At 50.9% G+C, this 15,377-nt stretch carries 13 protein-coding genes and 1 tRNA gene; all 14 read left to right on the forward strand.

What is annotated here, in order from left to right; translation table 11 throughout:
- On the forward strand, positions 1 to 110 hold a 110-nt coding region (locus tag LG200_RS09195), incomplete at its 5' end, for an EF-Tu C-terminal domain-related protein (protein ID WP_449812121.1).
- A 65-nt stretch (positions 111 to 175) separates the two neighbouring features.
- Positions 176 to 251 (forward strand) — tRNA-Trp (locus tag LG200_RS09200).
- Between the two features lie 18 nt (positions 252 to 269).
- A complete protein-coding gene (secE, locus tag LG200_RS09205; protein WP_226757350.1) occupies positions 270 to 617 on the forward strand; it encodes a preprotein translocase subunit SecE in 348 nt (115 codons plus the stop codon).
- Positions 617 to 1,156 carry a transcription termination/antitermination protein NusG gene (gene nusG, locus LG200_RS09210; RefSeq protein WP_226757341.1) on the forward strand — a complete coding sequence of 180 codons (540 nt, stop codon included), beginning with the start codon at positions 617 to 619 and terminating at the stop codon, positions 1,154 to 1,156. Before secE ends, nusG begins: the two co-directional genes overlap by 1 nt.
- Positions 1,157 to 1,302: 146 nt before the next feature.
- Positions 1,303 to 1,734, forward strand: a complete 432-nt coding sequence (rplK, locus tag LG200_RS09215) for a 50S ribosomal protein L11 (protein ID WP_226757342.1) — start codon at positions 1,303 to 1,305, stop codon at positions 1,732 to 1,734.
- Entirely contained in the window at positions 1,735 to 2,427 is a 693-nt protein-coding gene (gene rplA, locus LG200_RS09220) for a 50S ribosomal protein L1 (RefSeq protein WP_226757343.1), read from the forward strand.
- A gap of 240 nt (positions 2,428 to 2,667) precedes the next feature.
- Positions 2,668 to 3,192 carry a 50S ribosomal protein L10 gene (gene rplJ / locus LG200_RS09225; protein ID WP_226757344.1) on the forward strand — a complete coding sequence of 175 codons (525 nt, stop codon included), beginning with the start codon at positions 2,668 to 2,670 and terminating at the stop codon, positions 3,190 to 3,192.
- Between the two features lie 31 nt (positions 3,193 to 3,223).
- Positions 3,224 to 3,607 carry a 50S ribosomal protein L7/L12 gene (rplL, locus tag LG200_RS09230; RefSeq protein WP_226757345.1) on the forward strand — a complete coding sequence of 128 codons (384 nt, stop codon included), beginning with the start codon at positions 3,224 to 3,226 and terminating at the stop codon, positions 3,605 to 3,607.
- A gap of 121 nt (positions 3,608 to 3,728) precedes the next feature.
- Complete coding sequence (gene rpoB, locus LG200_RS09235; protein WP_226757346.1) at positions 3,729 to 7,901, forward strand: DNA-directed RNA polymerase subunit beta; 4,173 nt, start codon at positions 3,729 to 3,731, stop codon at positions 7,899 to 7,901.
- Positions 7,902 to 7,913: 12 nt separating this feature from the next.
- A complete protein-coding gene (rpoC, locus tag LG200_RS09240; protein WP_226757347.1) occupies positions 7,914 to 12,143 on the forward strand; it encodes a DNA-directed RNA polymerase subunit beta' in 4,230 nt (1,409 codons plus the stop codon).
- Between the two features lie 95 nt (positions 12,144 to 12,238).
- Positions 12,239 to 12,616 (forward strand): 30S ribosomal protein S12, encoded by a 378-nt coding sequence (rpsL, locus tag LG200_RS09245; protein ID WP_015829259.1) that lies wholly within the window; start codon positions 12,239 to 12,241, stop codon positions 12,614 to 12,616.
- Between the two features lie 36 nt (positions 12,617 to 12,652).
- The gene (rpsG, locus tag LG200_RS09250) at positions 12,653 to 13,123 is read left to right on the forward strand and encodes a 30S ribosomal protein S7 (protein WP_226757348.1); all 471 of its coding nucleotides are present in this window, start codon (positions 12,653 to 12,655) and stop codon (positions 13,121 to 13,123) included.
- Positions 13,124 to 13,160: 37 nt separating this feature from the next.
- A complete protein-coding gene (gene fusA, locus LG200_RS09255) occupies positions 13,161 to 15,251 on the forward strand; it encodes an elongation factor G (RefSeq protein WP_226757349.1) in 2,091 nt (696 codons plus the stop codon).
- Positions 15,252 to 15,275: 24 nt separating this feature from the next.
- On the forward strand, positions 15,276 to 15,377 hold a 102-nt coding region (locus tag LG200_RS09260), incomplete at its 3' end, for a GTP-binding protein (protein ID WP_033456734.1).

Raw genomic sequence — 15,377 nt, forward strand, 5'->3', positions numbered from 1 at the left:
TCACTGTTGCCCTGATTGCCCCGATCGCCATGGAAGAAGGCCTGCGCTTCGCGATTCGTGAAGGTGGCCGTACCGTGGGTGCCGGTGTCGTTGCTAAAGTGATTGAATAAAGTAATCGTGAACGCCAAAGGCTGTACCAGGGGTGCGGCCTTTGTGTGTTATTGAAAAAGCTTTTAGGCCAGTAGCTCAATTGGCAGAGTATCGGTCTCCAAAACCGAGGGTTGGGGGTTCGAGGCCCTCCTGGCCTGCCATTATATTAAGTGCAAAATATGACCGAAAAAATTAAGCTGGTAATCGCCCTGCTGCTTGTTGCTGCTGGTGTTGCCGGCTTTTATTTGCTAGCTGATCAGGCGCTGGTGTTGCGTATTCTGGCCGTACTGGCAGGGATTGTTTTTGCATTGTTATTGCTGAAGACAACTGTGCTGGGTCAGGATGCTTTTACGTTTGCGCGTGAAGCTGTTGTTGAAACCCGGAAAGTTGTGTGGCCCAGCCGCAAAGAGACTATTCAAACCACTATGGCTGTATTTGGCTTGGTGATTGTCATGGCTATTTTCCTCTGGATTATTGATATTGGCTTTATGTGGGCTGTAAAGCATCTGATGGGGCGAGGCGCTTGATGAGTAATATGCGGTGGTATGCAGTGCAGGCTTTTTCAGGATTCGAGAAGTCTGTGAAAAAGGGTTTGGAAGAGCGCATTGCTCGTTCTGATGTTGGCGACATGTTCGGCGACATTCTCGTGCCTGTTGAAGAGGTGATCGAGATGAAGAATGGTGTCAAGAGCATCACTGAGCGCAAATTGTATCCGGGGTATGTGCTGGTGCAGATGCAAATGAGTGATGAAAGTTGGCACTTGGTGAAAAGTACGCCTCGTGTCACTGCTTTTATCGGTGGTACTGCGCTCAAGCCTACTCCGATCAAGGACAAGGAAGTCGAGATCATCCTGCAACGTATGGATGAGAGCAAAAGTAATCCTACTCAGAAGCTTACCTTTGAAAAAGGTGAGTCTGTGCGTGTTATCGATGGCCCATTCAAGGACTTTTCCGGCAGCGTTGAAGATATCAATTATGAAAAGAGCAAGTTACGCGTTTCTGTTGTGATCTTTGGGCGTGCCACACCAGTTGAGCTTGATTTTAGCCAAGTGGAAAAGGAAGTTTAAAGTATTCAAGTTGTGCCTCATTGTTCAATGAGGCACGGCTTTGCGCATTCCGGAGAAACCGGGTTGCGATCAGCGTGGTGCGATGCACTGCATATCTAAACTGGGGAGCTTATATAAAGCGCTATTACCCAAATTAGGAGTTCAAGATGGCAAAGAAAGTTATCGGCTATATCAAGCTGCAGATTCCTGCAGGTAAAGCCAATCCAAGTCCTCCGGTTGGCCCGGCACTGGGTCAGCGCGGTCTGAATATTATGGAATTCTGTAAAGCTTTCAATGCAGCTACACAGAGTTTGGAGCCAGGCCTGCCAATTCCAGTCGTGATTACGGCTTTTGCAGACAAGAGCTTCACCTTCATCATGAAGACGCCTCCGGCGACTATCCTGATCAAGAAGGCAGCAAAGATTGACAAGGGCTCTCCCCGTCCACATACAGACAAGGTTGGCAAGATCACTCGTGCACAAGCTGAGGAAATCGCCAAGACCAAGGCACCTGATTTGACAGCTGCTGATCTGGATGCTGCCGTGCGTACCATTGCTGGTAGCGCGCGTAGCATGGGTATTGAAGTGGAGGGTGTATAAATGGCTAAGGTTTCTAAGCGTATTGATGCCTTGCGTGCCAAGGTTGACCGTAACAAGGTATATCCAGTTGCTGAGGCTTTGACCCTGGTTAAGGAAACTGCGACTGCCAAGTTTGATGAGTCTGTTGATGCAGTGATCAACCTGGGTATTGATGCACGTAAGTCTGACCAGTTGGTGCGTGGCGCTTTGGTATTGCCGCACGGTACTGGCAAGACCAAGCGTATTGCCGTGTTTGCTCAAGGTGCTGCTGCCGAGGCTGCCAAGGCTGCCGGTGCGGATATTGTCGGTTTTGAAGATCTGGCCGAGCAAGTCAAGGGCGGCATGTTGGACTTCGATGTGGCGATTGCTACTCCAGACGCGATGCGTATTGTCGGTACTCTAGGTCAGGTTCTTGGTCCTCGTGGTCTGATGCCTAACCCCAAGGTTGGCACTGTGACACCTGATGTCACTACTGCGGTGAAGAATGCCAAGGCTGGTCAAGTACAGTACCGTACTGACAAGGGTGGCATCGTGCATTGCACCATCGGTCGTGCTTCTTTCAATGTTGATGCATTGAAGGAAAATCTGGCTGCATTGGTGGATGCGCTGAACAAGGCAAAGCCTGCTTCATCCAAGGGTGTATACCTGAAGAAGGTATCCGTATCCAGTACGATGGGTGCTGGTGTGCGCGTTGATCAGGCTAACCTAGCTTAATTGATTGAACGTGCCGATGATTCATCGGCACAAAAAAAGAACTTTGGGCCCGCAGTTTCGATTGCGGGGTTATCAAAGACCGTAGGAGCCCGACAGGGTTTAATTGAGGCAGAACTCTAGCCAAATCCAACGCAGATGGCGTAGCCCGGAACAGGATGGTTTGATATTCCTGATGAAAGGTCGCCGTGGGAAGGTGTTTACAGATTTCTGTAAATGCTTAATTAACGGAAGGAGAAGACCTTGAGTCTTAATCTTGAGCAGAAAAAGGCAGTAGTTGCTGAGGTTAGCGAGCAAGTCGCGCAGGCCCAGGCGATTGTTCTTGCTGAGTATCGCGGCATTGAAGTGGGCGACATGACCAAGTTGCGCGCTGAAGCCAGAAAATCCGGTGTTTACCTGCGTGTTCTGAAGAATACGCTGGTGCGTCGCGCTGTTGACGGCACACAGTTTTCTGCGCTGGCGAACGACATGGTTGGCCCATTGGTATTCGGTATTTCTACCGATCCAGTTGCTGCGGCAAAAGTATTGAACAGTTTTGCCAAGTCTAACGACAAGTTCGTCATCAAGGCTGGCGCATTGCCAGGCAAGGTGCTTGATGCCAAGGGTGTACAAGCTCTGGCTACCTTGCCAAGCCGTGAAGAGTTGCTGGCCAAGTTGCTCGGTACTATGCAGGCTCCAGTTGCAACATTTGTACGTACGCTTAACGAAGTACCTACAAAGTTTGCACGTGGTCTTGCTGCAGTGCGCGATCAGAAGCAAGCAGCCTAATCAATATCATATTTATCAGGAGTATTAACAAATGGCATTATCTAAAGCAGAAATTCTTGACGCTATCGCTTCCCTGACAGTTCTGGAACTGTCCGAACTGATCAAGGACCTGGAAGAAAAGTTTGGCGTATCCGCAGCTGCAGCTGCTGTTGCAGTAGCTGCTCCCGCAGCTGGTGGCGACGCTGGTGCAGCCGCTGCTGAGAAGACAGAGTTCGACGTAGTTCTGACTTCCGCTGGCGATAACAAGGTAAACGTTATTAAGGCTGTTCGTGAACTGACTTCCCTCGGTCTGAAGGAAGCTAAGGACCTGGTTGACGCTGCTCCTAAGGCTGTTAAGGAAGGCGTTTCCAAGGCTGATGCTGAAGCTGCTGCTAAGAAGCTGGAAGAAGCTGGCGCTAAGGTTGAAGTTAAGTAATACCGCTGTAAACATGGTGTTTGGGCTGACAGGAAACTGTCAGCCTTCACCATTTTAAGAAGTTAGAAGACAGCAGTCCTTTTGGTCTGCTGTCTTCTGCCCTCTATCCTCAGGAGATGCTATGAGCTATTCCTTTACCGAAAAGAAACGTCTGCGTAAAAGTTTTGCCAAACGTGAAAGTGTGCAGGAAGTTCCCTACCTGCTTGCTATGCAATTGGAGTCCTACGCGGCCTTTTTACAAGCCGATGTTCATGCTGACAAGCGCACAGACGCAGGTCTGCAAGCAGCGTTCAGTTCGGTCTTTCCTATCGTCAGCCATTCCGGCAATGCGCGACTGGATTTTGTCAGCTACAACCTTGGTCAAGAGCCATTTGATGTCAAGGAGTGTCAGCAGCGCGGCCTCACTTACGCGGCTCCACTGCGCGTCAAGGTTCGCCTGACCATTATGGACAAAGAGGCTTCCAAGCCTACTGTCAAGGAAGTGAAAGAGCAGGAAGTCTACATGGGCGAACTGCCCTTGATGACTGAAAACGGCTCTTTCGTGATCAACGGTACTGAGCGTGTCATTGTTTCCCAGTTGCACCGTAGTCCTGGTGTATTCTTTGAGCATGACAGGGGCAAGACACACAGTTCGGGCAAGCTGTTGTTCTCTGCACGTATCATCCCTTACCGTGGTTCTTGGTTGGATTTTGAGTTTGATCCCAAGGATTACCTGTATTTCCGTGTTGACCGCCGCCGCAAGATGCCAGTTACCATTTTGCTCAAGGCGCTTGGTTATTCACCAGAGCAAATCTTGGAAACATTCTACGATTTTGACACCTTCCATATTGCGAAGAAGGGTATCCAGTTTGAACTGGTGCCTGAGCGTCTGCGTGGTGAAATTGCAAAATTCGATATCCTGGACAAGGATGGCAATGCCATTGTTGCCAAGGATAAGCGCATTACTGTCAAGCATATCCGTGAAATGGAAAAAGCCGGGATCAGCAAGATCACGGTGCCAGAAGAATTCCTGCTTGGGCGTTCCCTGTCTGCGGCCGTCGTTGACAAATCCACTGGTGAAGTGGTGGCGAACGCCAATGATGAAATCACTGAGTCAGTGCTTGAGAAGTTGCGTGAAGCCGAAGTTACTAAAATCACGACTTTATACGCAAATGATCTCGATCATGGCGACTATATTTCTCAAACATTGCGTATTGATGAAATCCAGGATGAGTACAGCGCACGTGTAGCGATCTATCGCATGATGCGTCCTGGTGAACCACCGACCGAAGATGCGGTACAGGCATTGTTCGAAGGCCTGTTCTTCAATGAAGACCGTTATGATCTGTCAGCTGTTGGTCGCATGAAGTTCAATCGCCGTGCCTTCCCTGAGAAAATTGAAGAGCGTACAGCCGCATGGTTGCGTCGCTTCTATGAGAAGGTTGGTCCTCAAGGTGCTGAAGGTGCCGGGATACTGGCCAATGACGACATCCTGGCTGTGATCGCGGTACTGATTGAGTTGCGCAATGGTCGCGGCGAAATCGACGATATCGATCACTTGGGTAACCGCCGTATCCGTTCCGTAGGCGAACTGGCTGAGAACCAGTTCCGTGCTGGCCTGGTGCGTGTTGAGCGTGCGGTCAAGGAACGTTTGAGCCAAGCGGAATCCGACAACCTGATGCCGCATGACCTTATCAACGCCAAGCCTGTTTCCAGTGCGATTCGTGAGTTCTTTGGTTCTTCACAATTGTCACAGTTCATGGACCAGACCAACCCATTGTCTGAAATCACGCACAAGCGTCGTGTTTCCGCCCTTGGCCCTGGCGGCCTGACACGTGAACGTGCCGGTTTTGAAGTGCGTGACGTTCACTCCACACACTATGGCCGTGTCTGTCCGATTGAAACGCCTGAAGGTCCGAACATTGGTCTGATCAATTCGTTGGCGCTGTATTCCCGCACCAATCAGTACGGTTTCCTGGAAACCCCTTATCGTCGTGTTGAAGATAATAAGGTAAGTGCGACCATCGACTTCCTTTCCGCAATTGAGGAAAGCCAGTACATGATCGCCCAGGCGAATTCCGAGCTGGATGACAAGGGGCAGTTCAAGGAAGAGCTGATTTCTGCGCGATACCACAACGAATTCACCATGGCGCAGCCTGATCGCGTTCAGTACATGGACGTGGCGCCAGGCCAAATCGTATCTGTTGCGGCATCCTTGATTCCGTTCCTGGAGCACGACGATGCGAACCGTGCCTTGATGGGTGCCAACATGCAACGTCAGGCTGTACCATGTCTGCGCGCTGAAAAGGCCGTGGTGGGCACTGGTATTGAACGTACGGTCGCTGTTGACTCAGGCACTGTTGTTACTGCGCGCCGTGGCGGTATTGTGGATTACGTGGATTCCAGCCGTATCGTGGTGCGTGTGCATGATGATGAAGCTGCCGCCGGTGAAGTTGGTGTGGATATCTACAACCTGATCAAGTACACCCGTTCCAACCAGAACACCAATATCAACCAGCGTCCGCTGGTGAATATCGGAGATGTATTAGCGCGTGGCGATGTGATTGCCGACGGTGCATCCACTGACATGGGCGAACTTGCGCTGGGTCAAAACATGCTCGTGGCATTTATGCCATGGAACGGTTACAACTTTGAGGACTCTATCCTTATATCGGAGCGCGTGGTAGCGGATGACCGTTACACCTCCATCCATATTGAAGAGTTGTCGGTTGTTGCCCGCGATACCAAGCTGGGTGCGGAAGAAATCACCCGTGATATCTCCAACCTGTCCGAGCGCATGCTGGGCCGTCTGGATGATTCAGGCATTATCTATATCGGTGCTGAAGTCGAGGCTGGCGATGTGCTGGTTGGCAAGGTAACACCTAAGGGTGAAACCCAGCTGACGCCAGAAGAAAAACTGTTGCGTGCAATTTTTGGTGAAAAGGCTTCCGACGTTAAGGATACTTCTTTGCGTGTGCCTTCCGGCATGTCCGGTACCGTGATTGATGTGCAAGTGTTCACTCGCGAAGGCATTGAGCGCGATGCACGTGCGCAACAGATCATTGACGACCAACTGGGCAACTACAAGCAGGATTTGGCTGACCAGATGCGTATCGTGGAAGACGATGCATTTGGTCGTATCCGCCGCCTGATTGAAGGCAAGGTTGCTACTGGCGGACCGCAAAAGCTGAAGAAGGGCGAAACCGTTTCTGCTGAGTATCTTGAGGGTCTGGCGCGTTACGATTGGTTTGACATTCGTCTAAGTGATGAAGATGCTGCCCGTCAGCTTGAACAGTTGCGCGACAGCCTGTCCCAAGCTCGTATCGAGTTCGATAGCAAGTTCGAAGAGAAGAAGCGCAAGCTGACTCAAGGTGATGAATTACCACCTGGCGTACAGAAGATGGTCAAGGTTTATCTGGCCGTCAAGCGTCGTATCCAGCCTGGTGACAAGATGGCCGGTCGCCATGGTAACAAGGGTGTGGTTTCCAAGATCGTGCCAATTGAAGATATGCCGCATATGGCGGACGGTACCCCAATGGATATCGTGCTGAACCCGCTGGGTGTGCCTTCACGTATGAATATCGGTCAAATTCTGGAAGTGCATTTAGGCTGGGCTGCCAAGGGTCTCGGTATCCGCATTAATGCGATGTTGCAGCAGCAGGCCAAGGCGGCTGAACTGCGCAAGTTCCTGGAACAGATCTACAACGATACCAGCGGCAAGAGTGAAGATATCAAGTCGCTGACTGATGTCGAGGTGTTTGAGTTGGCGAAGAACCTGCAAAGTGGTGTGCCATTTGCAACGCCAGTATTTGACGGTGCGGCAGAAACGGATATCCGTGCGATGCTGGATCTGGCCTTCCCTGATGATGACGCACGTACGCAACAGCTGCAGTTTGCAGCTGGCAAGACCCAGGTGAAGCTGTTTGATGGTCGCTCCGGTGAGCCATTTGAGCGTCCGGTCACTGTTGGCTATATGCATGTGTTGAAACTGCATCACTTGGTCGATGACAAGATGCATGCCCGCTCTACCGGACCTTACTCGCTGGTTACCCAGCAGCCACTTGGCGGTAAGGCCCAGTTCGGTGGTCAGCGTTTTGGTGAAATGGAAGTTTGGGCGCTGGAAGCCTACGGTGCATCCTATACCTTGCAGGAAATGCTCACGGTCAAGTCCGATGACGTATCTGGCCGTACCAAGGTATATGAAAACATCGTCAAGGGTGAGCACAAGATTGACGCTGGCATGCCAGAGTCCTTCAACGTGTTGGTGAAGGAAATCCGCTCGCTCGCTATAGATATTGATCTTGACCGCAACTAAGGAGAAACGCGCGTGAAAGCTCTATTAGATTTATTCAAGCAGGTCACTCAGGAAGAAGAGTTTGATGCCATCAAGATTGCCTTGGCATCTCCCGAGAAGATTCGCTCCTGGTCTTACGGTGAGGTCAAGAAGCCTGAGACTATTAACTATCGTACGTTCAAGCCTGAGCGTGACGGCCTGTTCTGCGCCAAGATTTTTGGCCCGATCAAGGACTATGAGTGTTTGTGCGGCAAGTACAAGCGCCTGAAGCACCGTGGCGTTATCTGCGAGAAGTGCGGTGTTGAAGTCACGCTGTCCAAGGTTCGCCGTGAACGTATGGCGCATATTGAGCTGGCATCGCCAGTTGCCCATATCTGGTTCCTGAAGTCGCTGCCTAGCCGTCTGGGTATGGTGCTGGATATCGCCCTGCGTGATATCGAGCGTGTGCTGTACTTCGAAGCATATATCGTGATCGATCCAGGCATGACGCCGCTCACGCGTGCTCAGTTGCTGACAGAAGATGATTATCTCGCCAAAGTGGAAGAGTATGGTGATGAATTCAATGCCGTGATGGGTGCTGAAGCTGTACGTGAATTGCTGCGTACAATGGACGTGCACACCGAGATTGAGAAGCTGCGTCGCGAACTGGGTGAAACCGGCTCTGAAGCCAAGATCAAGAAGATCGCCAAGCGTCTGAAGGTATTGGAAGCTTTCCAGAAGTCCGGCATCAAGCCGGAATGGATGATTCTGGAAGTATTGCCAGTATTACCTCCAGAACTTCGTCCATTGGTACCTTTGGATGGCGGCCGTTTTGCCACCTCTGATCTGAATGATTTGTATCGTCGTGTAATCAACCGTAACAACCGTCTGAAGAGACTGTTGGAGCTGAAGGCGCCTGAAATCATCGTACGTAACGAAAAGCGTATGTTGCAGGAAGCGGTTGATTCATTGCTGGACAATGGCCGTCGCGGCAAGGTCATGACTGGCGCCAACAAGCGTCCGTTGAAGTCCCTGGCTGACATGATCAAGGGTAAGGGTGGTCGTTTCCGTCAAAACTTGCTTGGTAAGCGTGTGGACTACTCTGGCCGTTCCGTAATCGTGGTTGGCCCTCAGTTGAAGCTGCACCAGTGTGGTTTACCCAAGAAGATGGCGCTGGAACTGTTCAAGCCGTTCATCTTCCACAAGCTGGAAGTTCTGGGTTTGGCTACCACCATCAAGGCTGCCAAGAAAAAGGTTGAAGAGGAAGGGCCAGAAGTCTGGGATATCCTTGAAGATGTCATCCGCGAACATCCGGTATTGCTGAATCGCGCACCAACCTTGCACCGTCTGGGTATCCAAGCGTTTGAACCAACTCTGGTTGAAGGCAAGGCGATACAGTTGCATCCACTGGTTTGTGCTGCGTTTAACGCCGACTTTGACGGTGACCAAATGGCGGTTCATGTGCCATTGAGTCTGGAAGCGCAAATGGAAGCCCGTACCCTGATGCTGGCATCCAACAATGTGCTGTCTCCGGCCAACGGCGAGCCTATCATCGTACCTTCTCAGGATATCGTTCTGGGTCTGTACTACATGACACGCGAGAAGAAGTCTGCGCGTGGCGAAGGCATGCGTTTTGCCAATGTGTCTGAAGTACAACGTGTTTACGATAGCGGCCTGATTGATCTGCATGCACGTATCACTGTCCGGATCCGTGAGTATGATCTGGATCTTGATGGTCAGAAGCATGAGAAGATCACTCGCTATGAAACCACCGTGGGCCGTGCCCTGCTATCTGAAATCCTGCCACCAGGTCTGCCATTCAGCGTGATCGACAAAGCGCTGAAGAAAAAGGAAATCTCAAGGCTGATCAATGCGAGCTTCCGCCGTGTTGGCATCCGCGAGACCGTGATCTTCGCCGACAAGCTGATGTACACCGGTTACACCTACGCTACCCGCGCTGGTATCTCCATCAGTATCAACGATATGTTGGTGCCGCCAGAGAAGGAGCAATTGATTGCTTCTGCCGAAGCCGAAGTCAAGGAAATCGAAGACCAGTATGTCTCCGGTCTGGTGACTCAGGGCGAGCGCTACAACAAGGTGGTCGATATCTGGGGTCGTGCCGGTGACAAGGTCGCTGATGCCATGATGAAACAATTGCGTGAAGAAACCGTTCTGGATGCCGATGGCAATGCCGCGGTTGATGAAGCTGGCAAAGTAATCAAGCAGGAATCCTTCAATGCGATTTATATGATGGCCGATTCTGGTGCCCGTGGTTCCGCAGCTCAGGTGCGTCAATTGGCAGGTATGCGAGGCTTGATGGCGAAACCGGATGGCTCCATTATTGAGACGCCGATTACAGCGAACTTCCGTGATGGCCTGAACGTGTTGCAATACTTTATTTCCACCCACGGTGCACGTAAGGGTCTGGCTGATACTGCGTTGAAGACTGCTAACTCGGGTTACCTGACTCGCCGTCTGGTGGATGTGACGCAGGATCTGGTAGTGACCGAGCATGATTGCGGTACTACAGAAGGACTGTTCACCAAGGCCCTGGTCAAGGGCGGTGAAGTGGTTGAGCCATTGCATGATCGTATCCTGGGTCGCGTTGCGGCATTGGATGTGGTTAATCCTGAAACCCAGGAAGTGGTTTATCCTGCGGGTACCTTGCTGACCGAGGATGAGGTTGAGCAGATTGATGCCTTGGGCATTGATGAAGTCAAGGTGCGTACAGCCCTGACCTGCGATACACGTTATGGTATTTGTGCCAAGTGCTATGGCCGTGACTTGGGCCGTGGCCGCCTGATTAACATGGGTGAAGCTGTTGGTGTGATTGCGGCGCAATCCATCGGTGAGCCAGGTACACAGCTGACCATGCGCACATTCCACATTGGTGGTGCTGTATCGCGTGCTGCTTCTGTCAGCCAGGTTGAAAGCAAGTCCAATGGTATTGTGCGTTTCACTTCCACCATGCGTTACGTCACCAATGTGCGTAATGAGCAGGTCGTGATTTCACGTAACGGTGAAGCCATTATTCAGGATGAAAATGGTCGCGAACGTGAGCGTCACAAGGTGCCATATGGCGCGACCCTGCAAATTACCGATGGTAAGACAGTGAAGGCTGGCCAGGCATTGGCAACATGGGATCCGCATACTCGCCCGATTATTACCGAGTACGCTGGCCGCATTAAATTTGAGAACGTTGAAGAAGGTGTCACCGTTGCCAAACAGGTAGATGAAGTAACAGGCTTGTCCTCCCTGGTGGTGATTGATCCCAAACAACGTGCGGGTCAATCCAAGGGTCTGCGTCCGCAGGTCAAGTTGCTGGATGCCAATGGCGCTGAAGTCAAGGTGGCTGGCGGTGAAGCCCCGGTTAACGTGACATTCCAGCTGGGTTGTATTATTACCGTCAAGGATGGCCAGGAAGTGGGCGTGGGCGAAGTGTTGGCGCGTATCCCGCAAGAATCTTCCAAGACTCGTGATATTACCGGCGGTTTGCCGCGTGTTGCCGAGTTGTTTGAAGCGCGTTCTCCGAAGGATGCCGGCTTACTGGCCGAGGTCACTGGTACTATTTCCTTTGGTAAGGATACCAAGGGCAAGCAGCGCCTGGTCATCACGGATCTGGATGGCGTGTCTAACGAGTTCCTGATTCCTAAGGATAAGCACGTGACTGCGCATGATGGTCAAGTAGTGACCAAGGGTGAAAGCATTGTCGACGGTCCGGCAGATCCTCAGGATATCCTGAGGTTGCAAGGTCGCGAGGCATTGGCGCGTTACATCATTGATGAAGTACAGGACGTTTACCGCCTGCAAGGTGTGAAGATCAACGACAAGCATATTGAAGTCATCGTACGTCAGATGCTGCGTCGTGTTCGTATCACTGATGCCGGCGATACCAACTTCATCTTGGGTGAGCAGGTTGAACGTGCTGATGTGCTGACAGAAAATGAACGTGTATTGGCAGAAGACAAGCGTCCAGCCAGTTTCGAGTATGTGTTGCTGGGTATTACCAAAGCTTCGCTGTCTACTGATTCCTTCATCTCTGCAGCGTCCTTCCAGGAAACTACTCGTGTTCTTACCGAAGCTGCAATCCTGGGCAAACGTGATGAACTGCGCGGTCTGAAGGAAAATGTGATTGTAGGCCGTCTGATCCCTGCTGGTACTGGTCTCGCTTACCATGAAACACGTAAGCGTAACGCCGCCGGTGTGGATTCTGCCCCTGCAATCATCGAGGAAGCTGACGAAGTGAAGGTCGAGGAAATATCAGGTAATCCTGAGGTTGCTTGACAACACATTGAACGCTAAATAAAATGCTAAGTTTTCCGGGATGGCCTTTTGCCATCCCGTAATTTTTAGCGGTTAAAATATAAAGGCTAAAGGTTATGCCAACCATCAATCAATTAGTGCGCAAGCCGCGCCAAAAAGTAGTCACCAAGAGCAAGGTTCCAGCGCTTGAGAGCTGCCCACAGAAGCGTGGTGTATGTACTCGCGTTTACACCACAACCCCTAAGAAGCCTAACTCTGCGTTGCGTAAGGTTGCCAAGGTTCGTTTGACTAATGGCTATGAAGTCATTAGCTATATCGGCGGTGAAGGCCACAACTTGCAGGAGCACTCTGTTGTGCTGCTGCGTGGTGGTCGTGTAAAGGATTTGCCAGGTGTGCGTTACCACATGGTGCGCGGTAGTCTGGATACTGCCGGTGTTAAAGACCGTAAGCAGTCCCGCTCCAAGTATGGTGCTAAGCGCCCCAAGGCTGCTTAATACCAGCGGCCCAAAGTTTAAGGAATCGAGAAAGCCATGCCAAGACGTAGAGAAGTTCCCAAGCGTAACATCCTGCCTGATCCTAAGTTCGGTAGCCAGGAAGTTTCAAAGTTCGTTAATGTGCTGATGACCGGCGGTAAGAAGTCGGTTGCAGAGCGTATTCTGTACGGTGCATTTGATCAAATTACACAGAAAAGTGGCAAGGACGCGCTGGAAGTGTTTACTCTGGCTATCGGCAATCTTCGCCCTGTAGTTGAAGTAAAGAGCCGTCGTGTTGGTGGTGCAAACTATCAAGTGCCTGTTGAGGTGCGTCCTGCCCGTCGTAACGCTCTTGCTATGCGCTGGTTGCGTGATGCAGCCCGCAAGCGTGGTGAGAAGTCCATGGGTCTGCGTTTGGCGGCTGAGTTGGTGGAAGCATCCGAAGGCCGTGGCTCCGCCATGAAGAAGCGTGAAGAAGTGCACCGTATGGCAGAAGCCAATAAGGCATTCTCACATTTCCGTTTCTAAGCCATTTAACTAGATAAGCAAGTAAAAGGTAATCGCTGTGGCTCGTAAAACCCCTATTAATCGCTACCGTAACATTGGTATCAGTGCGCATATTGACGCTGGTAAGACAACGACAACCGAGCGTATTCTTTTTTATACCGGTGTAAATCACAAGATTGGTGAAGTGCATGACGGTGCAGCCACCATGGACTGGATGGAGCAGGAGCAAGAGCGCGGCATTACCATTACTTCCGCTGCCACCACTGCTTTCTGGAAAGGCATGGCCGGCAACTACCCTGAACATCGTATCAATATTATTGATACCCCTGGGCACGTTGACTTTACTATTGAAGTTGAGCGTTCCATGCGTGTTCTGGATGGTGCGTGCATGGTTTACTGTGCCGTGGGTGGTGTTCAGCCCCAATCCGAAACCGTGTGGCGTCAAGCAAACAAGTACAAGGTGCCACGCCTGGCGTTCATCAATAAGATGGATCGCACCGGCGCGAACTTCTTCAAGGTTTATGAGCAGCTCAAGACTCGCCTGAAGGCTAATCCTGTTCCTGTTGTGGTGCCAATCGGTGCCGAAGATACATTTACTGGTGTAGTTGACCTTCTGAAGATGAAGGCGATTATCTGGGATGAAGCAAGTCAAGGTACCAAGTTTGAGTATCAGGAGATTCCTGCTGACTTGGTTGAGACTTGTAACAAGTGGCGTGAAAATATGGTCGAAGCAGCTGCTGAAGCTGACGAAGATCTGATGAATAAGTACCTTGAAAATGGTGAGTTGAGCGAAGAGGAAATTGTTAAGGGTCTGCGTGATCGCACGATCGCTAACGAAATTCAGCCTATGCTTTGCGGTACTGCGTTCAAGAACAAGGGCGTTCAGCGTATGCTGGATGCGGTAATCGACTTTCTGCCGTCGCCTGTGGATATTCCACCTGTGATTGGTGAGTTGGAAAATGGCACCAAGGCTGAACGTAAGGCTGATGATGCTGAAAAGTTCTCTGCGCTTGCATTCAAGATCATGACTGATCCGTTTGTCGGACAGTTGATTTTCTTCCGTGTGTACTCCGGTATTGTCAATTCTGGTGACACTGTTTACAACTCTGTCAAAGAGAAGAAGGAACGTCTTGGCCGTATCCTGCAGATGCATGCTAACCAGCGTGAAGAAATCAAGGAAGTGCGTGCTGGCGATATCGCAGCTGCTGTAGGCCTGAAAGAGGCAACTACCGGTGATACTTTGTGTGATCCTGATCATGTGATTATTCTGGAACGCATGATATTCCCTGAACCTGTAATTCACGTGGCTGTTGAGCCAAAGACCAAGGCTGACCAGGAGAAGATGGGCATTGCTCTGAACCGCCTGGCACAGGAAGATCCGTCTTTCCGCGTGCGCACTGATGAAGAAACCAACCAGACGATTATTTCCGGTATGGGTGAATTGCACCTGGAAATTCTGGTTGATCGCATGCGTCGAGAATTCAACGTTGAGGCCAATGTTGGTGCTCCTCAAGTGGCCTATCGCGAAGCGATCAAGAAGTCTGTCGAGGTTGAAGGCAAGTTCGTTAAGCAGTCCGGTGGTAAGGGTCAGTACGGTCACGTATGGATCAAGATGGAGCCTAACGAAGCCGGTAAGGGTTATGAGTTTGTGGATGCCATCAAGGGTGGTACCGTGCCTCGCGAATTTATCCCTGCGGTTGACAAGGGTCTGAAGGAAACTATTCCTGCAGGTATCCTGGCTGGTTTCCCGGTTGTTGATGTCAAGGTAACCCTGTTTGACGGTTCCTACCATGATGTTGACTCCAATGAAAATGCCTTCAAGATGGCTGCTTCCATTGCATTCAAGGATGGTATGCGTAAGGCGGATCCAATTCTGCTTGAGCCTATGATGGCAGTGGAAGTTGAAACTCCTGAAGATTACATGGGTGATGTGATGGGTGACTTGTCCTCACGTCGCGGCATGATCCAGGGTATGGAAGACAATGCAGGCGGCAAGGTGATCCGTGCTGAAGTTCCTTTGGCCGAAATGTTCGGCTACTCCACTGTGGTGCGCTCACTGTCGCAAGGCCGTGCAAGCTACAGCATGGAATTCAAGCACTATGCTGAAGCGCCAAGAAACGTGGCTGAAGCCATCATTAACAAGAAATAAGCACTATTATTAAAGGAAACGGAAATGGCAAAAGGTAAATTTGAGCGGACGAAGCCGCACGTAAACGTAGGTACAATTGGTCATGTTGACCATGGCAAGACCACGCTGACAGCTGCGATCACTACC

This window comes from Methylobacillus caricis, from assembly GCF_020532705.1.
GTDB classification, from domain to species: Bacteria; Pseudomonadota; Gammaproteobacteria; order Burkholderiales; family Methylophilaceae; genus Methylobacillus; species Methylobacillus caricis.